At 66.5% G+C, this 23,322-nt stretch carries 17 protein-coding genes and 1 pseudogene; 9 read left to right on the forward strand and 9 right to left on the reverse strand.

The window, feature by feature from the left end; translation table 11 throughout:
* The 5 genes and pseudogenes from AB3X89_RS26405 to AB3X89_RS26425 form a co-directional block, all read right to left on the reverse strand.
* Positions 1–368 (reverse strand): alpha/beta hydrolase fold domain-containing protein (locus tag AB3X89_RS26405; protein ID WP_368585919.1); only part of this gene is annotated, 368 nt, incomplete at its 3' end.
* A gap of 90 nt (positions 369–458) precedes the next feature.
* Positions 459–1,340 carry an SDR family oxidoreductase gene (locus AB3X89_RS26410; protein ID WP_368585920.1) on the reverse strand — a complete coding sequence of 294 codons (882 nt, stop codon included), beginning with the start codon at positions 1,338–1,340 and terminating at the stop codon, positions 459–461.
* A 52-nt stretch (positions 1,341–1,392) separates the two neighbouring features.
* A complete protein-coding gene (locus AB3X89_RS26415; RefSeq protein WP_368585921.1) occupies positions 1,393–2,391 on the reverse strand; it encodes an NADP-dependent oxidoreductase in 999 nt (332 codons plus the stop codon).
* Between the two features lie 78 nt (positions 2,392–2,469).
* Positions 2,470–2,955 carry a PaaI family thioesterase gene (locus tag AB3X89_RS26420; protein ID WP_013089423.1) on the reverse strand — a complete coding sequence of 162 codons (486 nt, stop codon included), beginning with the start codon at positions 2,953–2,955 and terminating at the stop codon, positions 2,470–2,472.
* A gap of 103 nt (positions 2,956–3,058) precedes the next feature.
* Positions 3,059–3,448: pseudogene (locus tag AB3X89_RS26425) on the reverse strand (aminotransferase class I/II-fold pyridoxal phosphate-dependent enzyme); the annotation flags it as partial.
* Positions 3,449–3,691: 243 nt separating this feature from the next.
* Between AB3X89_RS26425 and AB3X89_RS26430 the strand changes: the two are divergent.
* On the forward strand, positions 3,692–4,198 hold the full coding sequence (locus AB3X89_RS26430; RefSeq protein ID WP_368585922.1) for an LEA type 2 family protein: 507 nt from the start codon (positions 3,692–3,694) through the stop codon (positions 4,196–4,198).
* A gap of 70 nt (positions 4,199–4,268) precedes the next feature.
* Here AB3X89_RS26430 and AB3X89_RS26435 read toward each other — a convergent pair whose 3' ends face one another.
* The 3 genes from AB3X89_RS26435 to AB3X89_RS26445 form a co-directional block, all read right to left on the reverse strand.
* Positions 4,269–5,447 (reverse strand): acetyl-CoA C-acyltransferase, encoded by a 1,179-nt coding sequence (locus AB3X89_RS26435; protein ID WP_368585923.1) that lies wholly within the window; start codon positions 5,445–5,447, stop codon positions 4,269–4,271.
* A gap of 146 nt (positions 5,448–5,593) precedes the next feature.
* The gene (locus AB3X89_RS26440) at positions 5,594–7,684 is read right to left on the reverse strand and encodes a 3-hydroxyacyl-CoA dehydrogenase NAD-binding domain-containing protein (RefSeq protein ID WP_368585924.1); all 2,091 of its coding nucleotides are present in this window, start codon (positions 7,682–7,684) and stop codon (positions 5,594–5,596) included.
* A gap of 146 nt (positions 7,685–7,830) precedes the next feature.
* Positions 7,831–9,528 carry a 3-(methylthio)propionyl-CoA ligase gene (locus tag AB3X89_RS26445; RefSeq protein WP_368585925.1) on the reverse strand — a complete coding sequence of 566 codons (1,698 nt, stop codon included), beginning with the start codon at positions 9,526–9,528 and terminating at the stop codon, positions 7,831–7,833.
* 210 nt (positions 9,529–9,738) lie between these two features.
* On the opposite strand from AB3X89_RS26445, the gene AB3X89_RS26450 reads away from it, so the two are divergent.
* From AB3X89_RS26450 to AB3X89_RS26470, 5 genes are all read left to right on the forward strand, one after another.
* A complete protein-coding gene (locus AB3X89_RS26450; RefSeq protein WP_368585926.1) occupies positions 9,739–11,295 on the forward strand; it encodes a YdiU family protein in 1,557 nt (518 codons plus the stop codon).
* 75 nt (positions 11,296–11,370) lie between these two features.
* Positions 11,371–11,793, forward strand: coding sequence for a peptide-methionine (R)-S-oxide reductase MsrB (gene msrB / locus AB3X89_RS26455; RefSeq protein WP_013089415.1), 423 nt, complete (start codon positions 11,371–11,373; stop codon positions 11,791–11,793).
* Positions 11,794–11,969: 176 nt separating this feature from the next.
* Complete coding sequence (locus tag AB3X89_RS26460) at positions 11,970–12,500, forward strand: septation protein A (RefSeq protein ID WP_085481354.1); 531 nt, start codon at positions 11,970–11,972, stop codon at positions 12,498–12,500.
* 1 nt (position 12,501) lies between these two features.
* Complete coding sequence (locus AB3X89_RS26465; RefSeq protein ID WP_368585927.1) at positions 12,502–12,813, forward strand: BolA family protein; 312 nt, start codon at positions 12,502–12,504, stop codon at positions 12,811–12,813.
* 10 nt (positions 12,814–12,823) lie between these two features.
* Positions 12,824–13,603: a peptidylprolyl isomerase gene (locus tag AB3X89_RS26470; RefSeq protein WP_368585928.1), complete on the forward strand. Its 780-nt coding sequence runs from the start codon at positions 12,824–12,826 to the stop codon at positions 13,601–13,603.
* A gap of 175 nt (positions 13,604–13,778) precedes the next feature.
* Here AB3X89_RS26470 and purL read toward each other — a convergent pair whose 3' ends face one another.
* Positions 13,779–17,861 carry a phosphoribosylformylglycinamidine synthase gene (gene purL / locus AB3X89_RS26475; RefSeq protein WP_368585929.1) on the reverse strand — a complete coding sequence of 1,361 codons (4,083 nt, stop codon included), beginning with the start codon at positions 17,859–17,861 and terminating at the stop codon, positions 13,779–13,781.
* A gap of 313 nt (positions 17,862–18,174) precedes the next feature.
* Between purL and AB3X89_RS26480 the strand changes: the two genes are divergently transcribed.
* From AB3X89_RS26480 to pgi, 3 genes are all read left to right on the forward strand, one after another.
* A complete protein-coding gene (locus AB3X89_RS26480; protein WP_368585930.1) occupies positions 18,175–19,470 on the forward strand; it encodes an FAD-dependent oxidoreductase in 1,296 nt (431 codons plus the stop codon).
* A 178-nt stretch (positions 19,471–19,648) separates the two neighbouring features.
* A complete protein-coding gene (locus AB3X89_RS26485) occupies positions 19,649–21,304 on the forward strand; it encodes an NAD(P)H-hydrate dehydratase (protein WP_368585931.1) in 1,656 nt (551 codons plus the stop codon).
* A gap of 342 nt (positions 21,305–21,646) precedes the next feature.
* On the forward strand, positions 21,647–23,269 hold the full coding sequence (gene pgi / locus AB3X89_RS26490; RefSeq protein WP_368585932.1) for a glucose-6-phosphate isomerase: 1,623 nt from the start codon (positions 21,647–21,649) through the stop codon (positions 23,267–23,269).
* Positions 23,270–23,322: the final 53 nt, after the last annotated feature.

Raw genomic sequence — 23,322 nt, forward strand, 5'->3', positions numbered from 1 at the left:
GGCGCGAGCCGGTAATCGACCGACAGCACCGCGCACTGGCCGTCGCGCGCGAACATCCGGCACAGCGCATCGTGCGTGTCGACGCTGCCGACCGTGAAGCCGCCGCCGTGGTAGTACACGAACGCCGGCAGCGGCTCGGCCCAGTTCGGCTCGACCGGGAAGTACAGGCGCGCGCGGATCGTCGCGCCATCGCGCGTCGGCACCCGCAGGTCTTCGACGGAGTACATCGGCGCGCTCGGGATCTCGAGGATCGGCGCGCTTTTCTCGTACGACGCGCGCGCCGCTTGCGCGCTCATCTGGTGATATTGCGGGCGTTTGGCCCGCGCGATCATGTCGAGCACCTGCTCGATCGTTGGATTCAGCGGCATGGTTTCAGCAACGTGATGCGCACAGCGCAGCGCGACGCGCAGTGCGCCAATTGTTGTCAGGACCCGGCAGAGCGGCCACGCAGCCGGCCGCTACTCCGCGTTCTTCACTTCGGGTTTCAGCGACATCGGATCGGACGGCTCGCGCAACTGCTCGATGTCCTCGTGACGCAGCTTGACGGTCGCCATGATGCCCGGGTGCGTGATGATGTAGAAACGGCGCGCGGCGATCGCCTCGAACGCAATGTCGGCGACATCGTCGACGCTGAGCTTGCCCGACTGCACCGCGCGCTGCAACTGCCTGGCCGCAGCGATTTGCGAGCGCGTCGGCCGGCTCGCGTTGCGCAGTTCGTCCGGACGCGCGCGCTCGGCCTGGGCGATGCCGGTCGGCACGAAGGCGGGACACAGCAGCGAACAGCCGACCTCGCCGTCCGTGCCGGCCTGCGCGAGCTTCAGGTCGTGATACAGCGTCTCGGTCAGCGCCACCACCGCATGCTTGGACGCGTTGTAGATGCCCATCCCCGGCGGCGCGAGCAGCCCCGCCACCGACGCCGTATTGACGATATGCGCGGGCTCGTTCTGCGCCAGCATGATCGGCGCGAACACACGCACGCCGTGCGCGACGCCCATCACGTTGACGCCGAACACCCACGACCAGTCGTTGGCCGAGCTTTCCCACAGGAAGCCGCCGGTGCCGACGCCCGCGTTGTTGAACAGCAGGTGGACCTTGCCGAACGCGGCGAGCGCGGCTTGCGCGAGCGCCTCGACCTGCGCGGCGCTCGATACGTCGGTCGGTACGGCGATCGCTTCGGCGCCGGCTTCGCGCAATGCGTCGACGGTCTGCGCGAGCTGCCCGGCGTTGACGTCGGCGAGCACGAGCTTCATGCCGAGCGCCGCGCCCTTGTGCGCGAACGCGCGGCCGAAGCCGCTGCCCGCGCCGGTGATCACCGCCACCTTGCCTGCGAATTCGAACATCCTGTGACTCCCTGTTTGAGTGGCGGCTGGCCGATGCGTGACGACGTCGTGCTCAGATCAGCTTGACCAGTTGCTTGCCGAAGTTGCGGCCCTTGAGCAAGCCGATGAATGCCTCGGGCGCGGTTTCGAGCCCTTGCGCGATCGTCTCGCGATAGTGCAGCTTCTTCTGCGCGACGAGCGTGCCGAGCTGCTTGAGCGCCTCCGGCCACACGTCCATGTGCTCGCTGACGATGAAGCCCTGCACGAGCAGCCGCTGCGTCAGCATCAGCGACGGATGCTTGAGCGGCAGCGGCTGGCCGTCATAGCCGGCGATGAAGCCGCACAGCGCGATGCGCCCGAACGGGTTCATGCGCGCGAGCGTCGCGTCGAGCCCCTCGCCGCCGACGTTCTCGAAGCAGCCGTCGACCCCGTCGGGCGTCGCGGCCTTCAGGTCCTGGTACAGGTTGCCGGCCTTGTAGTCGACGCAGGCGTCGAAGCCGAGCGTGTCGACCACGTAGCGGCACTTGTCCGCGCCGCCCGCGATGCCGACCGCGCGCGCGCCAGCCACCTTCGCGAGCTGGCCGACCACGCTGCCCACCGCGCCGCTCGCCGCGCTGACGACTATGGTCTCGCCCGCTTTCGGCGCGATGATGCGGTTCAGCCCGTACCACGCGGTGACGCCCGGCATGCCGACCGGGCCGAGATACGCGGAGAGCGGCACATGCGTGTCGTCGACCTTCTGCATGCCCGCGCCGTTCGAGGTGCCGTACTCCTGCCAGCCGAACATCGCGACGACCTTGTCGCCGACCGCGAACTTCGGATTCCTCGTCTCGACGACCTCGCCCACCGTGCCGCCGATCATCACCTCGTTCAGCGGCTGCGGCGGCGCGTACGACTTGCTGTCGTTCATGCGTCCGCGCATGTACGGATCGAGCGACAGATAGTGGTTGCGCACTCGTACTTGGCCGTCGGCGAGCGGCGCGAGCGGCGTTTCGACGAGCTTGAAATTAGCGGGCGTGGCTTCGCCTTGCGGACGCGAAACCAGCAGCACCTGGCGGTTGATCTGGGCCATGAAGTCGTCTCCTTGGGTTGTTGGCGGGTGACCGGCATGTGTCGAATCCAGGTCTGAACTTGACTGCGATCAGGGGGCTCAGTCGCTCGGACCGGGCTTGGCCGCCGGATCGCTGCGCAGACGCTGACGCCTGACGTCGCGGCCCACCGCGAGGCGGCGCATGTACTTGAAGGTGCCGAGCGCCTTGGCGACGAAGTGACCTTCGCTGTCGCGGATCTCGCCTTCGCAATAGGCCATCGTGGTCGAGCGATGCAGCACGCGGCCGGTCGCGCGCAACTCGCCGCGCCCCGGCTGCATGAAGTTGACCTTCATCTCGACGGTGACGACGCCGACGCCGTCGCCCGCGAGACTGCGCGCGGCCATCGCGAGCGCGACGTCGGCGAGCGTCATCGTGACGCCGCCGTGCGCGACGTCCCATGTGTTCATGTGATCGGGTTGCAACGGCAGCACGACTTCGCTGACGCCATCGGCGGCGCGCAGCAGCTGCGCGCCGAGACGGTCGATGAAGGGGCTTTCCGGCAACGATGGGTTGCCTGTTGTGGCGGAAGTGGTTGGGTCGGTCATGGCGGTGTGTGGAGTTCGTGGCCGGCAAGCCCGGAAATCGGTTCGCCGCGTGCCGGTACTCCGCGAGGTGTACGCATTAACGCTAAATGGGAAATTCTACCGGCTATCGCGTGGCTCCATCCGCCTCATTCCGCTGCAGCATGCGCGTCGCCAAGCGCCCCAATCGGCGCACCGCTTCATCGAGCAGATCGAGGTCCGCGCTCGGGCAACTCAGGCGAATGAAACGATCGAAGCGCCCGGTGTTCGAAAAAACGGTCCCAGGCATGATGCGGATGCCATCGTCCAACGCCGCCTCGAAAAATGCGGCCGACGACAACCCGTGCGGCAACTCCACCCAAAAGAACATGCCGCCGCGCGGCGGCGTGAAGCGTGTGCCATCGGGAAACGCCGCGGCGATCCCCGCCGCCATGCGCTCGCGCTGCAGCCGCAGACTCTCGCGCAAGCGCCGCAAATGCCGCGCGTAAGCGCCCGTCCCCAGAAACCCGGCGAGCACGGCCATGTCGATCCGCGCGTCGCACGCGTCGCGCGCGGGCGCGGCTGTGCTGATCGCGCAAGCTTCGCCCGGCGATGCGGCGGACCGTCGCGAACTCGTCCGTCGAGCCGTCCGGCGACTCGCTGGTGCCGTCGCGAGATCGTGGCGGCGTACTACCTGAAACTCCGACCCGATCACGAGAATCGACGCCTCGCCGCCAGTTAGAATGCGTGACCAACCGCTTCCTGCTTCGAGGTGCCGGTCATGTCCTTCCCACGCCCGCGGCTTTTCGGCCGTCTCGCTACCTTCGTACGCTGTTTCCACCTCGTCTGCGCGATCACGCTGACGCTTGGCGCATGCGCCGGCCTGCTCGGCGGCGATGCGTTGCGCGTCAACGTCGCCGGCATCGAGCCGCTGGCCGGCGAAGGCCTCGAGATGCGCTTCAATCTGAAGCTGCGCGTGCAGAACCCGAACGACTCCGCGGTGAGCTTCAACGGCATCGCGGTCGATCTCGAACTGAACGGCAAGCCGTTCGCGAGCGGTGTCAGCGATCAGAGCGGCACCGTGCCGCGCTTCGGCGAAACCGTCGTCAGCGTGCCGCTGACCGTGCCCGCGTTTGCCGCGGTTCGCCAGGCGCTCGGGCTTGCGGGCATCGCGCAGTCCGGGCAGGTTCCATACCGGCTGCAAGGCAAGCTCGCGGGCGGCCTGACCGGCACGACACGCTTCACCGATCAGGGCATGTTGACGCTGCCGGGTATGGCGTCGCAGTAGGCACGATGGCGGCGGGATAAAAGCGTCGAACCCACGCCGCCCGTCTTCTTGAGCCGCGCTCGCGCCCGAGTTACGCGATCTCGAACAGACCCGCCGCGCCTTGCCCGCCGCCTATGCACATCGTCACGACGACGAACTTCACGCCGCGCCGCTTGCCCTCGATCAGCGCATGGCCGACGAGCCGCGCACCCGACACGCCATACGGATGGCCCACCGCGATCGCGCCGCCGTTCACGTTCAGGCGGTCGTGCGGAATACCGAGCTTGTCCGCGCAATAGAGCACCTGCACCGCGAAGGCTTCGTTCAGCTCCCACAGGCCGATGTCGTCGACCTTGAGGCCGGCCTTCTGCAACAGCTTCGGCACCGCGAACACCGGGCCGATGCCCATTTCATCCGGCTCGCAGCCAGCCACCGCAAAGCCGCGGAAAATGCCGAGCGGCTGCAGACCTTCGCGTTCGGCCAGCGTCGCGTTCATCACGACGCAAGCCGATGCGCCGTCCGAGAACTGGCTCGCATTGCCCGCGGTGATCACGCCGCCCGGCAGCGCGGTGCGAATCTTCGACACGCCTTCGAGCGTCGTGTCGGCGCGAATCCCTTCGTCGCCGCTGACGGTCACTTCCTTCGTGTAGAGACGGCCGCTCGCCTTGTCGGCGACACCGGCGAGCACCGTCAGCGGCACGATCTCGTCGTTGAACCTGCCGGTTTCGAGCGCGGCCGCCGCGCGCTGCTGCGAGCGCACGCCGTATTCGTCCTGGCGCTCCTTCGAGATCGAGTAGCGCTTCGCGACGGTCTCGGCGGTCTGCAGCATCGACCAGTAGATTTCCGGCTTATGCTCGGTGAGCCAGCCGTCGGTCATCATGTGGTGGTTCATTTCGTTCTGCACGCACGAGATCGACTCGACGCCGCCCGCGACGTATACGTCGCCCTCACCGGCAATCACGCGTTGCGACGCGAGCGCGATCGTCTGCAATCCCGACGAGCAGAAACGGTTCACGGTCATGCCCGGCACGCTGACCGGCAGGCCCGCACGCAACGCGATCTGACGCGCGATATTGCCGCCCGTCGCGCCTTCCGGATTCGCGCACCCCATGATCACGTCCTCGACGCGCGCCGGATCGAGCTTCGCGCGCTCGACCGCGGCCTGCGTCACGTGACCGCCGAGCGTCGCGCCGTGCGTCATGTTGAAACCGCCGCGCCACGATTTGGCGAGGCCCGTGCGGGCGGTAGATACGATTACGGCGTCAGTCATGGGTGTCTCCAATTGCAATGTCGAAGTGGCGCGCCGGCTCACCGCCGTGCGTTCAAAAGCGCATCACCGCGCCGCCTCTGTCGTTTGATGCGAGCGCTGCGGGCGTCACCCGCTGCGCTCAATTCGTGTGCTGAAGTCAGCCGCGCTCAGTCGTTGAAGCCGCGACCTTCGGCCGCCAGCTTCGCGATGCTCGGCGCGAGCTTCCACGCGTCGCCGTTCGGCCGCGCCGCGTAGCGGCGAATCGCGCGCTCGACGTTGTAGAGCCCGACCGTGTCCGCGTACAGCATCGGGCCGCCGCGATAGAGCGGGAAGCCGTAGCCGGTCAGATAGACCATGTCGATATCCGACGCCTTCGACGCGATGCCTTCCTCGAGAATCTTCGCGCCTTCGTTGACGAGCGCGAACACCAGACGCTCGACGATTTCCTCGTCGCTGATCTTGCGGCGCTCGCAGTGGGTTTCCTTCGAGTACTCGACGATCATTTCGTTGACCACGCCGGACGGATACGCGGTGCGATCGCCCGTCTTGTAGTCGTACCAGCCGCCGCCGGTCTTCTGGCCGAAGCGTCCCATCTCGCACAGACGATCGGCGATCTTCGAGTAGTGCATGTCGGGATGCTCGACGTAGCGGCGCTTGCGGATCGCCCAGCCGATGTCGTTGCCGGCGAGGTCGCTCATGCGGAACGGGCCCATCGCGAAGCCGAATTTCTCGATGGCCTTGTCGACTTGCGCGGGCAATGCGCCCTCTTCGAGCATGAAGAGCGCCTGGCGCAGGTACTGCTCGATCATCCGGTTGCCGATGAAGCCGTCGCACACGCCCGACACCACCGCGGTCTTCCTGATCTTTTTCGCGAGCTTCATCACGGTGGCGAGCACGTCTTTCGCGGTCTCTTTGCCACGCACGACTTCGAGCAGCTTCATCACGTTGGCCGGGCTGAAGAAGTGCATGCCGACCACATCCTGCGGACGCTTCGTGAACGCGGCGATCTTGTCGACGTCGAGCGTCGACGTGTTCGACGCGAGGATCGCGCCCGGCTTCGCGACTTCATCGAGCCGGCCGAACACCTGCTCCTTCACACCGAGCTCTTCGAACACGGCTTCGACGATCATGTCGGCGTGCTTCAGGTCGTCGTAGGACAGCGTCGGGCTCAGCAGCGCGAGACGCTGCTCCATCACTTCGGGCTTCAGCTTGCCCTTCTTGACGGTGGCCTCGTAGTTCTTGCGGATCGTCGCGAGACCGCGGTCGAGCGCCTCCTGCTTCGTTTCCAGCAGCGTGACCGGAATGCCGGCGTTGAGGAAGTTCATCGCGATGCCGCCGCCCATCGTGCCGGCGCCGATCACTGCCACCTGATTGATGTCGCGCACGGGCGTATCGGACGGCACGTCGGGAATCTTGCTCGCCGCGCGCTCGCCGAAGAACGCGTGACGCAGCGCGTGGCTCTCCGGCGTCTGCACGAGCGCGATGAAGCATTCGCGCTCGAATGCGAGGCCCTTGTCGAAGCCATCCTTCACACCGGCCTCGACCGCGTCGATGCATTTATGTGGCGCCGGGAAGTTCTTCGCGATGGCCGCGACGCTATTGCGCGCGAACTGGATGAAACCGGGCGCGTTCGGATGTTCGATCTTGCGGTCTCGCACCTTCGGATGCGGGCCCGTTTGGGCGCCGACCTTGCGCGCGAACGCGAGCGCGGCTTCGGCCAGTTCGGCGGGATTCGCGACGAGTTCGTCGAACAGCCCCGAATCGGCGAGCTTTTCCGACAGCACCGGCGCGCCCGACACGATCATGTTCAGCGACGCTTCGAGGCCGATCGCGCGCGGCAGACGTTGCGTGCCGCCAGCGCCCGGCAGGATGCCGAGCTTCACTTCGGGCAGCGCGATCTGCGCGCCGGCCGCGGCGACGCGGTAATGCGCGCCGAGCGCAAGCTCGAGGCCGCCGCCCATCGCGACACTGTGAATCGCCGCGACGACCGGCTTCGCGCTGCCTTCGACGGCCTTGATGACGGTCGCGAGCGTCGGCTCCTGGGTCGCCTTCGGCGTATTGAATTCGGTGATGTCGGCGCCGCCCGAGAAGGCCTTGCCCGCGCCGGTCAGCACGATGGCCTTGATGGCCGAGTCGTTCTGCGCGCGATCGAGCCCTTCGACGATCCCCGCCCGCGTCGACAGACCGAGCCCATTGACGGGCGGATTGTTCAGCGTGAGAACGGCCACGCCGTCATGAGTTGTGTAGTCCACTGCCATCTGCGTGCCTCCGTGCGATCCATGCATTCATTGAGGCGGCGCATGATGCGCCGCCTGTCCGGTTCATCGAGCCTGACTATTGTCAGACTTTCTCAAGCGACGGTCCGGGTGTCAGCGCGCAGAATACACCGAAAAAGCACGAACGTTCAATTTATTATCGAACGGGGTTTCCCCTGGGCCTCGGTGGTCAGTGGACAGTCGCGGCTGTCTTCGAGCGCGGACGGCAGCACGTGGTCGCGGAACAGGTCGCGCAACTTGAGCTTCTGCAGCTTGCCGGTCGCCGTGTGCGGCAGTTCGTCGACGAACACGACGTCGTCGGGAATCCACCACTTCGCCACTTTGCCGTCGTAGAACGCCAGCAGTTCGTCGCGCGTGACGTCGTGCCCCGCGCGTTTGACGACGACGAGCAGCGGCCGCTCGGTCCACTTCGGATGCGCGCATGCGATGCACGCGGCTTCCGCGACCGCCGGATGCGCGATTGCGACGTTTTCGAGTTCGATCGAACTGATCCATTCGCCGCCCGACTTGATCACGTCCTTCGAGCGGTCGGTGATGTGCAGGAAGCTGTCGGGGTCGATCGTCGCGACGTCGCCGGTCGGAAACCAGCCGTCGATGAGCGGCGAATCTTCCTTGCGGAAATACCGGTCGATGACCCACGGCCCGCGCACGTGCAGATCGCCGAACGCAACGCCGTCCCACGGCAGCTCGCGGCCATCCTCGCCGACGATCTTCATGTCCACGCCATAGATCACATGGCCCTGCTTTTCGAGCAGCTTGCGCTGCTCGGCGAGCGGCCGCTGGCTCTGCTCCCAGTTCAGCTTCGACAAGGTACCGAGCGGCGACATCTCCGTCATGCCCCATGCATGGATCACCTGCACGCCGTAGTCGTCCTCGAGCACCCGCAGCATCGCGGGCGGACAGGCGGAGCCGCCGATCACGGTGCGCTCGAGCGACGAAAACTTCGCTCCGGTTTCGCGCAGGTGGTTCAGCAGACCGAGCCACACGGTCGGCACGCCGGCCGAGCACGTGACGCGTTCGCTCTCCATCAGTTCGTACAGCGACTTGCCGTCGAGATCCTTGCCGGGGAACACGAGCTTCGCGCCGGTCAGCGGCCCCGCATGCGCGAGGCCCCACGCGTTGACGTGGAACATCGGCACGATCGGCAGCACCGAGTCGCGCGCCGATAGGCTCATCGAGTCGGGCAACGCCGCGCCGAACGCATGCAGCACCGTCGAGCGATGCGTGTACAGCGCGCCTTTCGGATTGCCAGTCGTGCCCGACGTATAGCAGAGGTACGACGCCTGCTGCTCGTCGAGCGCGGGCCAGTCGAACACGCCGTCCTGCCCGTCCATCAGCGTTTCGTAGCACAGCACCGACGTTTGCATCGGCGGCCGATGCGCTTCATCGCACAGTGCGATCCAGCCGCGCACGCGCGGGCACTGCGGCGCGAGCGTGTCGACCAGCGCCGCGAACGTCGTGTCGAACAGCACGTACGCATCGTCGGCGTGATTGATGATGTAGGCGATCTGATCGGGGAAAAGGCGCGGATTGATGGTGTGACACACGGCGCCGAACCCGGTGGTGCCGTAATACGCTTCGAGATGCCGGTAGCCGTTCCACGCGAGCGTCGCGACCCGGTCGCCCGGTTCGACGCCGAGCGCGATGAGCGCCTGCGCGAGTTGCTTCGCGCGCTTCTCGCAATCGCGGTAGGTGTAGCGATGCAGGTCGCCTTCGATGCGCCGCGACACGATCTCGGTGCTGCCGAAATGGCGCGCGGCATGCGCGAGCAACGATGATACGGTGAGCGGCACGTCCATCATCTGGCCCAGCAGCGGCGTCGTCATAAGGCGGGGTCTCCTCGGCTCGTTAGTGTGTCGATGGGGTTGCGGTCGGGTTCGTCGAATATATGGTCGTGAAACGGATAGCGCGCCGAACAGCGCGAGGTGCACGATCGTGGCGGCGTCGTACGCAGCATGGTCCGAACGATGTAGCCGGCCGCCCAGCACCGCCGCGGGCGCGGACTTACAATATCGGCTAATCCAGAGGCGCTCAACATGTCGTTTTCCCCAAGCTTTGCAGGGTTATCCGCAGCATTGACGGATCTTTCCAACACACTCGCCACTCCCCCAGCCAACGCGTTCGCGCGGCTCGGCGGCACCTTCTTCACGCGGCTGCCCGCCGCGCCGCTCGACGCACCCTACCTCGTCGGCTTCTCGGCCGACACCGCCGCGCGGCTCGGGATGCCCGAGGGCATCGAACGCGAGCCGGGCTTCCTCGAGCTGTTCTGCGGCAATGCGACGCGCGACTGGCCGGCCGACGCACTGCCTTATGCGTCGGTGTACTCGGGCCATCAATTCGGCGTGTGGGCCGGCCAGCTCGGCGACGGCCGCGCGCTCACGCTGGGCGAGCTGGAACACGACGGCGAGCGCAACGAGCTGCAGCTCAAAGGCGCGGGCCGCACGCCTTATTCGCGCATGGGCGACGGCCGCGCGGTGCTGCGCTCGTCGATCCGCGAATATCTGTGCTCCGAGGCGATGCATCATCTCGGCATTCCGACCACGCGCGCGTTGTGCGTGATAGGCTCCGACCAGCCGGTGCGGCGCGAGACGATCGAAACCGCCGCGGTGGTCACGCGCGTCGCGCCGAGCTTCGTGCGCTTCGGACACTTCGAGCACTTCTATGCGAACGATCGGGTCGACGCGTTGCGCGCGCTGGCCGATCATGTGATCGAACGCTTCTATCCGCATTGCAGGGAGGCCGACGATCCGTATCTGGCGCTGCTCGCCGAAGCGGTACGCTCTACCGCCGATCTGATGGTCGACTGGCAGGCGGTCGGTTTCTGTCACGGCGTGATGAATACCGACAACATGTCGATTCTGGGCCTGACGATCGACTACGGCCCGTTCGGTTTCATGGATGGCTTCGATGCCAGCCACATCTGCAATCACTCCGATACCCAGGGGCGTTATGCCTACCGGCTGCAGCCGCAAATCGCGTACTGGAACCTCTTTTGCCTCGCGCAGGGATTGCTGCCGTTGTTCGGCGAAAAGCATGACGAAAGCGTGCGCGCCGACAAGGCGGTCGAAGAAGCGCAGCATGTGCTCGCCGGCTTCAAGGAGCGCTTCGCGCCGGCGCTCGAAAACCGCATGCGCGCGAAGCTCGGCCTCGAACAGGCGCGCGACGGCGACGACGCGCTCGTGAACCGGCTGTTCGAAGCGATGCACACGAACCGCGCCGATTTCACGCTGACGTTCCGCAATCTCGCGCGCCTGTCGAAACACGATGCGAGCGGCGATGCGCCGGTACGCGATCTGTTCCTCGATCGCGCCGCCTTCGACGCATGGGCGAACGACTACCGCGCGCGGCTCGCCGTTGAGTCACGCGACGACGCTGCGCGCGCCATTGCAATGAACCGTGTGAACCCCAAATTCGTACTTCGCAACCATCTGGCGGAAACGGCGATCCAGCGTGCGAGGGAGAAGGATTTCTCCGAGGTGGAACGGCTCGCGGCCGTGCTGCGTCGCCCGTTCGACGAGCAGCCCGAATACGCGACGTATGCGGGTCTGCCGCCCGACTGGGCGAGCTCGCTCGAAGTGAGCTGTTCGTCATGACGCGCCGGCGCGGTTCAATCGCCGCGGCCATCCCGCCAGAAAACACCGGTACAAACCCGAGACAGGAACCCGACCATGAGCAACCCCGACGATCTCAAGCATGACGCCCCAGCCGTCCAGAAAAGCGACGCCGAGTGGCGCAAGGAGCTGTCCGACATCGAATACCAGGTGACCCGCCACGCGGCCACCGAGCGCCCGTTCACGGGCCGCTACAACGATCACTGGGAACGCGGCGTCTACGACTGCGTGTGCTGCGGCACGCCGCTGTTCGAATCGGACACCAAGTTCGACGCCGGCTGCGGCTGGCCGAGCTATTTCCGGCCGATCAACGGCGAGGTGATCGCCGAGAAGACCGACCGCTCGCACGGCATGCTGCGCATCGAGGTGCAGTGCAAGAACTGCGGCGCGCATCTGGGCCACGTGTTCGAGGACGGACCGGCGCCGACCGGTCTGCGCTACTGCATCAATTCGGCTGCGTTACAATTCGAGCCCAAGTAACGCGGCGCGGCAGCAGCCTTGCCCGCTTCGGGCGCCGCGGCGCAAAACCGCGCGCGGCGCCCTTTCAATGCGGTACTCCCGCTCGTCGGCGGGCGCCGCGCACCTTGCGCGCCAGGCGGGCGCGCATCAATGTTCGACTCACCGTTCGACTCACTCTCCCACTTCCCGACCAGATAATGAAATTCCTGTTCGATCTGTTCCCGATCATCCTGTTCTTCGTCGCCTTCAAGATCTGGGGCATTTTCACGGCGACGGCAGTGGCGATCGTCGCCACGCTGGTGCAGATCGCGTGGGTGGCGTTCCGCCACCGCAAGGTCGACCCGATGCTGTGGGTGAGCCTCGGCGTCGTCGTGGTATTCGGTGGTGCGACGCTCGTGCTGCACAACGACACCTTCATCAAATGGAAGCCGACCGTGCTGTACTGGGCGTTTTCCGTCGCTTTGATCGTGTCGCAGCTCGGCTTCAACAAGAATCTGATCGAAGCGATGATGGGCAAGCAGATCACGCTGCCGCACGCGATCTGGGGCAAGCTGAACCTGATCTGGGCGGTGTTTTTCGTGCTGCTCGGTCTTCTGAACCTGTTCGTCGCGTATCACTACACGACCGATCAGTGGGTCAATTTCAAGCTGTTCGGCGCGACCGGGTGCCTGCTCGTGTTCATCGTCGGACAGAGCCTGTGGCTGTCGAAGTACATGAAGGAGGAATGACATGAGCGACCTGTTCATGCACGCGACCACCGCCGAGCGCGCCGCGCTGATCGAGGCGCGCCTCGCGGCCGCGCTCGCACCCGTCGAGTCGATCAGCATCACCGACGACAGCGCGCAGCACGCGGGCCATGCAGGTGCCGCGGCTGGCGGTCATTTCAGCGTCACTATCGTGGCCGTCGCGTTTGCCGGCAAGCCCCGCGTGGCAAGGCATCGCATGGTGTATGATGCGCTGGCCGATGCCATGCAGCGCGGCATTCATGCCCTTGCCATCACGGCGTACACGCCCGAAGAATTTGCTTTGTTGCCCCGCTAGGAACCTTTCGATGACCTTGAAGAAAACCCGCCTCTGGGTATTGCTGGCTGCGTTCGCGGCCGCACCTGCATTCGCACAGAACATCGCCGTCGTGAACGGTACGCCGATTCCGAAGTCGCGCGCCGATGCGTTGATCCAACAACTGGTTCACCAGGGCCAGCAGGACACGCCGCAGCTGCAGCAGGCCGTGCGCGAAGAGCTCGTGAATCGCGAAATTCTGATGCAGGAAGCCCTGCGTCGCGGGCTGCCGAACCGTCCGGACATCAAGGCGCAAATCGCGGTCGCACAGCAAACCGTCGTGCTGCGCGCGCTGATCGAAGATTTCGTGAAGAACAACCAGCCGACCGACGCCGAAGTCACCGCGCGCTACAACGCGCTCGTCAAGGAAGCGGGCGGCAAGGAATATCACCTGCACCATATCCTCGTCGACAACGAGCAGCAGGCGAAGGACCTGATCGCCAAGATCAAGGCCGGCGCAAGCTTCGAAGATCTCGCCAAGCAGTACTCGAAGGACCCGGGATCGGGCAAGAACGGCGGCGACCTCGACTGGTCGGACCCGAAGGCCTACGTGCCTGAATTCGCGGACGCGGCCACCCATCTGCAGAAAGGCCAGATGACCGACACGCCGGTGCATACGCAATTCGGCTGGCACATCATCCGTGTGGATGACATCCGCGCCGTCACGCCGCCGCCGCTCGAGCAGGTGCGTGCGCAGATCGTGCAGCAGATCCAGCAGGAAAAGCTGCAGGCATTCGAAGAGAATCTGCGCAAGAGCGCGAAGATTCAGTGAGTGTCAGCGGGCGGATCGTCTTTGGACAGTCCGCCGTCTCCTGGCTCTGAAGAAGCTGGAACGCAAAAAAGCCGCCCGTGGGCGGCTTTTTTGTTGCTGTGAGACTTGCGGGGCGTCAACGTGCTGCCGCCGCAAACAGAGGCCGCCGCACGCAGGCGGCAGCCCCCTCGACTCATCAACCGAGCCAGCGACGTGCGTTCTGGAACACACGCAGCCACGGGCTCGCGTCCGTGCCGATCTCGCCCCAGCCCTGCGGATGCCAGCTCATCTGCACAGCGCGATGCACGCGCTCCGTGTGCGGCATCAGCACCGTGAAGCGGCCGTCTGCCGTCGTGACCGACGTGATGCCCTCGGGCGAACCGTTCGGGTTGAACGGATACTGCTCGGTGGCCTGACCACGGTGATCGACGTAGCGCATCGAAACCGCGACCTTCGACTTGTCGCCCTGCTGCGAGAAGTCCGCAAAACCTTCGCCGTGCGCGACGGCGACCGGAATGCGCGAGCCTTCCATGCCCGCAAAAAACAGCGACGGCGATGCCTGCACTTCGACGAGCGAGAAGCGCGCCTCGAACTTCTCCGACTTGTTGCGCGTGAACTTCGGCCACGCTTCGGCGCCGGGGATCATCGACGCGAGACTGCTCATCATCTGGCAGCCGTTGCAGATGCCGAGCGCGAACGTGTCTTCACGGCCGAAGAACGCGGCGAACATGTCGGCCAGTTGCGCGTTGAAGCGGATCGTCTTCGCCCAGCCTTCGCCGGCACCCAGCGTGTCGCCGTACGAGAACCCGCCGCAGGCGACCGCGCCCGCGAAATCGGCGAGGTTCGCGCGGCCCGCGAGCAGGTCGCTCATGTGCACGTCGTGAGCATCGAAGCCGGCGCGATCAAAGGCATAGGCTGTCTCCAGATGCGAGTTCACGCCCTGCTCGCGCAGGATCGCGACGCGCGGACGCGCGCCCTTGCCGACGAACGGCGCGGCCACGTCTTCCGCCGGATCGAAGCTCAGCACCGGCGTGATGCCCGGGTCGGCCGCATCGAGCAGCGAATCGTATTCGGCGTCGGCGCAAGCGGGGTTGTCGCGCAGACGGGCGATGCGCCAGCTCACTTCGCTCCACGTGCGATGCAGTTCGGTGCGCGGCGCTTCGTAGACCTTCTTTGCGTCGCGATAGATCTCGATCACGTCGCGCTCGTTGGTCTTGCCGATCACGTGCGAACACGCCGACAGACCATGTTCGCGCAATGCGGCGAGCACCGCGTCGCGATCGGCCGTGCGCACCTGCACGACGGCGCCGAGCTCTTCGTTGAAGAGCGCGCGCAGCGTGCGGTCTTCGCGGCGGCCGCTGGTCTGCTTTGCCCAGTCCTTCGCGTCGCCGTAATCGGATTCGTGATTCGCGTCGAGCACCAGCATGTCGACGTTCAGCGACACACCCGCGTGACCCGCGAACGCCATTTCGCAGACCGTCGCCCACAGGCCGCCGTCCGAGCGGTCGTGGTACGCGAGCAGCTTGCCGTCGCTATTGAGCGCCTGGATCGCGTTGAAGAAGCGCTTCAGATCTTCCGGATCGTCGACGTCCGGCACCGTATCGCCGACCTGCTGCGTGACCTGCGCGAGGATGCTGCCGCCCAGACGCTGCTTGCCGCGGCCGAGGTCGATCGCGATCAGCACCGTCTCGCCGACTTCGCTCACGCGCTGCAATTGCGGCGTCAGATGCTTGCGGACGTCTTCGACCGGAGCGAAAGCCGAGATGATCAGCGACACGGGCGCGACCACTTCCTTCGCTACGCCGCTGTCTTCCCAGCGCGTGCGCATCGACAGCGAATCCTTGCCGACCGGAATGCCGATACCGAGCGCCGGGCACAGTTCCATACCGATCGCCCTGACCGTGTCGTAGAGCGCCGCGTCTTCGCCCGGTGCGCCGCACGCGGCCATCCAGTTGGCCGACAGCTTCAGCTTGTCGAGCGACGCGATCGGCGCCGCCGCGATGTTGGTGATCGCCTCACCGACCGCCATGCGGCCCGAGGCCGGCGCGTTGATGACGGCGAGCGGCGTGCGCTCGGCCATCGTCATCGCTTCGCCGCTGAAGCCCGCGTAGTCCATCGTCGTGATCGCGACGTCGGCCACCGGCACCTGCCACGGGCCGACCATCTGGTCGCGTGCGGTCGTGCCGCCGACCGAACGGTCGCCGATCGTGATCAGGAACGACTTGCTCGCAACCGTCGGGTGACGCAGCACGCTCTGCGCGACCTCTTGCAGCGCGAGGCCGGTCACGTCGACCGGTTCGAGCTTGCGCTCGACGCGCTTCACGTCGCGGTGCATACGCGGCGGCTTGCCGAGCAGCACTTCCATCGGCATGTCGACCGGCTGGTGCGCGGCTTCGTTCTGCTCGGCATCGATCAGTTTCAGCTGACGCTCGGCGGTGGCCGTGCCGATCACCGCGAACGGGCAGCGCTCGCGCTTGCACATCGCCTCGAACACCGGCAGATCGGCCGGCGAAATGGCCAGCACGTAGCGCTCCTGCGCTTCGTTCGACCAGATTTCGCGCGGCGACAGGCCGCTTTCTTCGAGCTGGATCTTGCGCAGTTCGAACCGTGCGCCCTTGCCCGCACCGTCGACCACTTCGGGGAATGCGTTCGACAGACCGCCCGCGCCGACGTCGTGAATGCTGAGGATCGGGTTCTTGTCGCCGAGCTGCCAGCACGCGTTGATCACTTCCTGCGCGCGCCGCTCGATTTCCGGGTTGCCGCGCTGCACCGAGTCGAAGTCGAGTTCAGCGGTGTTGGTGCCGGTCGCCATCGAGCTCGCGGCGCCGCCGCCCATGCCGATGCGCATGCCCGGACCGCCGATCTGAATCAGCAGCGAGCCTTCCGGCAGATCATGCTTGTGCGTGTGCTGGTCGGAGATATTGCCGATGCCGCCCGCGATCATGATCGGCTTGTGATAGCCGCGCACGAGACCCGCGACGTTCTGCTCGTAGGTGCGGAAGTAGCCGCCGAGGTTCGGCCGGCCGAATTCGTTGTTGAACGCGGCGCCGCCGAGCGGGCCGTCGATCATGATCTGCAGCGGCGACGCGATACGGTCCGGGCGGCCGTACGCTTCGTGCTGGTCGGCGGGATTGCGCTGCGCGAGCGGCTGCGCCGAGTCGCGCGCGTTTTCCCACGCCTCGACGCCGTCCGGCAATTCGAGGTTCGATACCGTGAAGCCCGTGAGACCCGCCTTCGGACGCGCGCCGCGGCCGGTCGCGCCTTCGTCGCGGATTTCGCCGCCCGCGCCGGTCGCGGCGCCCGGGAACGGCGAGATCGCCGTTGGGTGGTTGTGCGTTTCGACCTTCATCAGCGTGTGCGTGAGCTCGACGCTGCGGCCATAGTGCTCGGGCAATTCGCTCGCGCCGAGCGCGGCCGGCGTGCGCGGGAACCAGCGCTCGGCCATGCCGCCGACCATGATCGCCGAGTTATCCGAATACGCGACGATGGTGCCCTGCGGGTTGAGTTTCTCGGTGTTGCGGATCATGTTGAACAGCGACATGTCCTGCTTCTCGCCGTCGATCGTCCAGTCCGCGTTGAAGATCTTGTGGCGGCAGTGCTCGCTGTTGGCCTGCGCGAACATCATCAGTTCGACGTCGGTCGGATTGCGCTCGAGTTTCGTGAATGCGTCGACCAGGTAGTCGATTTCGTCGTCGGCGAGTGCGAGGCCCAGTTCCACATTGGCGGTTTCTAGCGCGGTGCGGCCGCTCGCGAGCACGTCGACCGTTTGCAGCGGCCTGGCCGGCAGTTCGTCGAACAGATGCAGCGCATGGTCGCGCGACGGCGCGACGCTCTCCGTCATGCGGTCGTGCAGCGCGGCGGCGACGGCCGCGCGCGCTTCGTCGGACAGCGTCTTCTTGCCGCCGAGCAGGCCGCTTTTCAGCGTCACCGAATATTCGACGCCGCGCTCGATGCGGCGCACGTGCGTGAGACCGCAATGATGCGCGATGTCGGTTGCCTTGCTGGCCCACGGCGACACGGTGCCGAAGCGCGGCACCACGAGGAAGGTTTCGACCGCGCCACGCTCCTTGCCTGCTTCGAACGGATCGCCGTAGTGCATCAGCGCCTCGATCTTCGCGCTGTCTTCAGCGGACAGTTCGGTCTGGGCATTGACGAAGTGCAGATACTGCCCGCGCACGCCGGTGATATTCGGGTCGATGCGCGTGAGCGTTTCGAGCAGGCGGGTTTGACGGAAATCGGAAAGGGCCGAAGCGCCGGGGAAACACGAGAAGTGGGCCATGGGACTTGACGTTGCGTCGCTCATTGATGCCGGGGAGCCGCGCATGCAGGCGACGTGAGGCGGAAAGGAAGTCCGAGATTATACCCCGGGAACGGGCTTCCAGCGGGCTCCGGGGTGTCGCGCCGGCGGGCTGCATCTGCGCGCGCGAGGCGTCGCTGGAGTGCCCGTCGCGTCGCCGCGCGGGTGCTTTGACTGCTATCATTCGCGTTTCACCAGATCGGCGCACGCGGCATGGGCTTCACCCTGCGGCGCGCCGCATGTCACAGCCAGCGGGAACGCGCGCGAGCCGCCCGTCGGCACATCGAATCAGAACATGGATGTCATCGTCATTGGCGGCGGGGTAGCGGGCGTCGCCACCGCTTATCAGCTGCGCGCGGCCGGCCATCGGGTATGCGTCGTCGAGCGTCACGCGACCGTCGCGCAAGGCGCCACCTACGGACAAGGCGGCAGCGTGCTGCCGACGCCGCTCGACGTCTGGTTCGGCCCGACCTTCATGGCGAGCCGCTACAACGCGAAAAATGGCGTGATCAGCAAGACCGGCTTCAACGGCGCCGCGCGGCAGTTCATCAAGCAGCTCGGAGCATGGCAGGAACCCGCGGCGTTCGCGCGCCAGTACGCGCTGTTGCGGCCGCTGATCGAATCGTCGCGCGAGGCGATGGCCGACGTGGAAGCCCGCTTCGGCCTCGAATTCGAACAGGCGAGCGGTCTCTTGTACCTCGTGCGCAGCGCGCACGAATGGGAATTGAGCGCCGCTGCGCTCGATCTGTTGGGCCAGTTCGAAGTGCCGCATCACGTGATGAGCCCGGCCGAATGCGCGGCGTTCGAGCATGCGGTGCCCACAGATCCTGAATTCGCCGGCGGCGTGCTGTTCGAGCATGAGCGCACCGCGAACTGTCCGCTTTTCACCAAGCTCGTCAAACAGGTGCTCGACGCCCAGGGCGGCGTGCAGTTCATGCCGAACTGCGAGGTGACCGGCATCCGGCTCGAAAATCAGCGTGCGGCGGTCGAACTCGCGCCGCGCGACGGCGCGCCCCGCTCGCGCGAAATCGACGTGGTCCAGGCCGACGCGGTCGTGGTCGCGGCCGGTTATGGCAGCCTGGCGCTGCTCGAACGCGCGGGACTCAAGCTGCCGCTGCACCCGCTGCGGCTGCATTCGCTGGTCGCGCCGATCGCGCACGAGGAATGCGCGCCGCATGTCGCGATCGTCGATGCGGTCAAGCGCATCGGCATCAGCCGGATGAACCATCGGCTGCGGATCGCGGGCGGTGCGGTGCTGCAAAGCGCGAGCCAGATCGACAAGCCGCTCGGCGAAGCGCTGACCAAGGAGGCGCTCGCGATGCTCGGTCAGGCGACGCACGACTGGATTCCGGGCGCCGCGCGCATTTCGGCGGCGCTGCCGTGGGAAGGCGTGAAACTGCTGTCGCCGGACGGCTTGCCGGTGATCGGCAACGCGCTGCATCCGCGCCTGTTCGTCAACGTCGGGCATGGCCCGGCCGGCTGGGGCCTCGCCTGCGGCGCGGGCAAGCTCGTTGCAGAGCTGATGTCGGGGCAGACACCGACGTTGCCGCCAGACACGCTCGCGGCGTTGCGGCCGGAGCGGTTCCAGTAAGGTTTCGCGCTCTTCCGCGCGGGGATGGCGGGCTGACAGCCCGCTGTCGACACGGCGCGCTCATCGCGCCACTCCCACCGCCAACACCGAAACAGCCGCACGCCGCGCGCCTATCGGCACTACCATAGCGATTCCCAAGTCTGCCCGCCGTGCCGCGGGCGCACCGCCAGGTTTCGCCATGACAGACGCCGAAAACTCGCTGCTCACCCTTTTCGATCCGCTCACCGCCCCACTCAGCGACCCGCAGCCGCTTGCGCTGCCGCTGCTGACGCTGACCGACCTGCGCATCGCCGAATCCCAGGCCACCGCGGCCCTGCCCGAGCACACGCTGATGGCGCGCGCCGGTCACGCGGCCGCGCGCTGGCTGCTCGAACGGATCGCCGCGGATACCTCGGTGACGAAAGCGCAGCAGCGCGCGTGGCTGGTCGCCGGCCCCGGCAACAATGGCGGCGACGCGCTGGTCGTCGCAACGGAGCTGCACAAGGCCGGCATCGCCGTCGAAGTCTGCATGCCGGTCGAAGTGAAGCCGGCCGACGCGCGCTGGGCGCTCGACGCCGCACGCGCCGCCGGCGTGCCGATCGACACTGCGCCGCCCGCCTCGCTCGACGGCTATGGCTGGCTCGTCGATGGCATGTTCGGCATCGGTCTCGCGCGGCCGCTCGACGGCGTATTCGCGACGCTCGCGCGGCAATTGTCGCAACGCACGAAGACGCGCCCGACCCAAGGCGCGGTACTCGCGCTCGATGTGCCCAGCGGGCTCGACAGCGACACCGGCGCGGTGATCGGCGGCAATGGCGCGGCGGTGGTCCATGCGACCCACACGATCACGTTCATCGGCGCGAAACCGGGGCTTTTCACCGCGCAGGGCCGCGACCTGACCGGGCGGGTGACCGTCGCACCGATCGGGCTCACCGCAGGAATCAACGGCGGCGGCGGTGGCCAGGACGCTGCCCCAGGCGCCCCCCGCGCCGCGATCCAGCTCAGCGCCCCCGACCTCTTCGGCCCGTTCATGCCCCCGCGCACCTTCGCGACCAACAAGGGCACCTTCGGCAGCCTCGCGGTGGTCGGCGGCGACACCGGCATGTGCGGCGCGCCGATCCTCGCGGCGCGCGCGGCGCTATACCGCGGCGCGGGCAAGGTTCATGACGCGCCGCTCGGCGCAGGCGCCCCGCCCTACGATCCGCCGCACCCGGAACTGATGCTGCATCCGATCGACACGCTGCCGCTCGATTCGATGGATGCGCTCGCGATCGGCTGCGGCATGGGGCATGGCGAACGCGCGACGCGCGTACTGCACGACGTGCTGCCGCTCGACGTGCCCAAGCTGTTCGATGCCGACGCGCTGAACCTGATCGCCAAAGATCCCGCGCTCGCCGCCGAAGTCACCGCGCGCGGCGTGCAGGGCGATCCGTGCATCCTGACGCCGCATCCGCTCGAAGCGGCGCGCCTGCTCGGCAGCGATGCGGCGAGCGTGCAGCGCGACCGTCTCGCGGCCGCCCGTGCGCTCGCGGCGCGTTTTGCGTGCGTCGTCGTGCTGAAAGGCGTCGGCACGATCATCGCCGCGCCCGACGGCCGCCTCGCGCTGAATCCAACCGGCAACGCCGCGCTCGCGACGGGCGGCACCGGCGACGTGCTCGGCGGCATCATCGGCGCGCTCCTCGCGCAGCACCTGCCACGCTTCGAGGCGGCGCTCGCGGGCGTCTATCTGCACGGCCTCGCCGCCGATACGCTGACCGCGCAGGGCCAAGGTCCCGCGGGTTTGACGGCCGGCGAGCTGGCGCCGATGGTGCGCACCCTACTGAACCGGCTGTTCTATTCGGCGACGCCTGCCTGACGGACGGGTCGTGCGCGGCTCGTTCGCCTCGCTCTTTCACACCGGTGAAACATCGCGATCCCAATCATTGCGAGCGCGCGCAACGCACTGCTGCCCGCCACGCATCCCCGCTATACTGATTGCCTGCGCCGCGCGTCGGATCGATGTCGCGGGTCGCGGCGATACTCCAGCGGGCGCGTGCGCCGCCTCGCGTTTTCGCGAAGTTCACCGGCTTCGCGAAGTATCGTCGGCACCCGCTCGCGAACCGGTCCGCGTGGCATCGCTCTGACTGAATCGCCGCATCATTCTCGGCCGTGCTTCATGCGCGCGCCTTCCTTCGTGCCCCTTGGTTAGACGGACGCTATGACCCAGAACTCGCTCCCCTCCTGGTCCTCGCTGCAGACGCATTACGACAAGATTCGCGATGCGCATCTGCGCGACTGGTTCGCCCCCGAGAACGATCCCGCTCCCACGCGCGCCGAGCGCTTCACGTTCGCGGGCGGCGGTCTCGCAGCCGATTTCTCGAAGCACCGCATCACCGACGAAACCCTGCAACTGCTCGTGCAACTCGCGCGCGAAGCCGGCGTCGAAAAGCGCCGCGACGCGATGTTCGCGGGCGAAGTCGTCAACCCGACCGAAGGCCGCGCCGCGCTTCACACGGCATTGCGCGCAACCGACCCGAAGGCGCCTTTCTTCGCCGACGTGCAGGCCGAGCGCAAGAAAATGGCCGCGTTCGCCGAGCAGGTTCGCAGCGGCGCGTGGACCGGCTACACCGGCAAGCGGATTCGTCATGTCGTGAACATCGGCATCGGCGGCTCGGATCTCGGGCCGAAGATGGTCGTGCACGCGCTGCATCATCTGGCGACGCCCGAGATCTCGACGCACTTCGTGTCGAACGTCGACGGCGCCGATCTGTACAACGTGATGCAGCAGATCGATCCCGAGGAGACGCTCGCGATTATCGTGTCGAAGACCTTCACGACGCTGGAGACGATGACCAATGCCCGTTCGCTGCGCGACTTCTTCATCCAGAAAGGCTGCCCGGAAAGCGCGCTTGCGAAGCACTTCGTCGGCGTGTCGGCGAATACGGCCGAAGTCGTCAAGTTCGGCATCGCGAAAGAAAACGTGTTTTCGATGTGGGACTGGGTCGGCGGACGCTACTCGCTGTGGTCGGCCGTCGGTCTGTCGATCATGATCGCGATCGGCCCGCTGCAGTTCGACGAGCTGCTCGCCGGCGCCAACGAGATGGACCAGCACTTCCGTACCGCGCCGCTCGAAAAGAACCTGCCGGTGCTGCTCGGCATGATCGGCATCTGGTATCGCAACTTCTTCGGCTCGCAGAGCTATCTGGTCGCGCCGTACTCGCAGGCGCTGCATTTTCTGCCGTCGTATCTGCAGCAGCTCGAAATGGAGAGCAACGGCAAGTCCGCGCGTCTCGACGGCGCATTCGTCGACTATGCGACCTCCGCGGTCACATGGGGCGAGCCGGGCACGAACGGTCAGCACGCGTTTTTCCAGATGCTGCACCAGGGCCCGACGATCGTGCCGATCGATTTCATCGCAGTGCTGACGCCCGAGCATCCGCTCGCGAGCCATCATCCGAAGCTGCTCGCGAACTGCTTCGCGCAAAGCGAAGCGCTGATGCTGGGTCGTACGCTCGAGGAAGCAAAGAAGGTGGCCGGCCCCGACAAGCCGGAACTCGCGCCGCACCTGACCTTCCCCGGCAACCGCCCGACCGCGACGCTGCTGCTCGACGCGTTGACCGCGCGCACGCTCGGCGCGCTGATCGCGCTTTATGAACACAAGGTGCTGGTGCAGGCGTCGGTGTGGAACATCAATCCGTTCGACCAGTGGGGCGTCGAGCTCGGCAAGATCCTCGGCAAGGTGGTCGAGGCCGATCTGGGTGCGGCGAGTGCCGACGTGAAGAAGCATGATTCGTCGACCTCGGCGTTGATCGCGCGGGCGCGGGCTGCGTTGAAGCGCTGAGTGGAAGTTTGATGTGCGCGTTAGCGCGCCATAGACAAAACGAAGCGGGCCAC

The sequence above is a fragment of the Paraburkholderia sp. BR14320 genome (assembly GCF_040948665.1).
In the GTDB taxonomy this organism is placed as follows: Bacteria; Pseudomonadota; Gammaproteobacteria; order Burkholderiales; family Burkholderiaceae; genus Paraburkholderia; species Paraburkholderia youngii.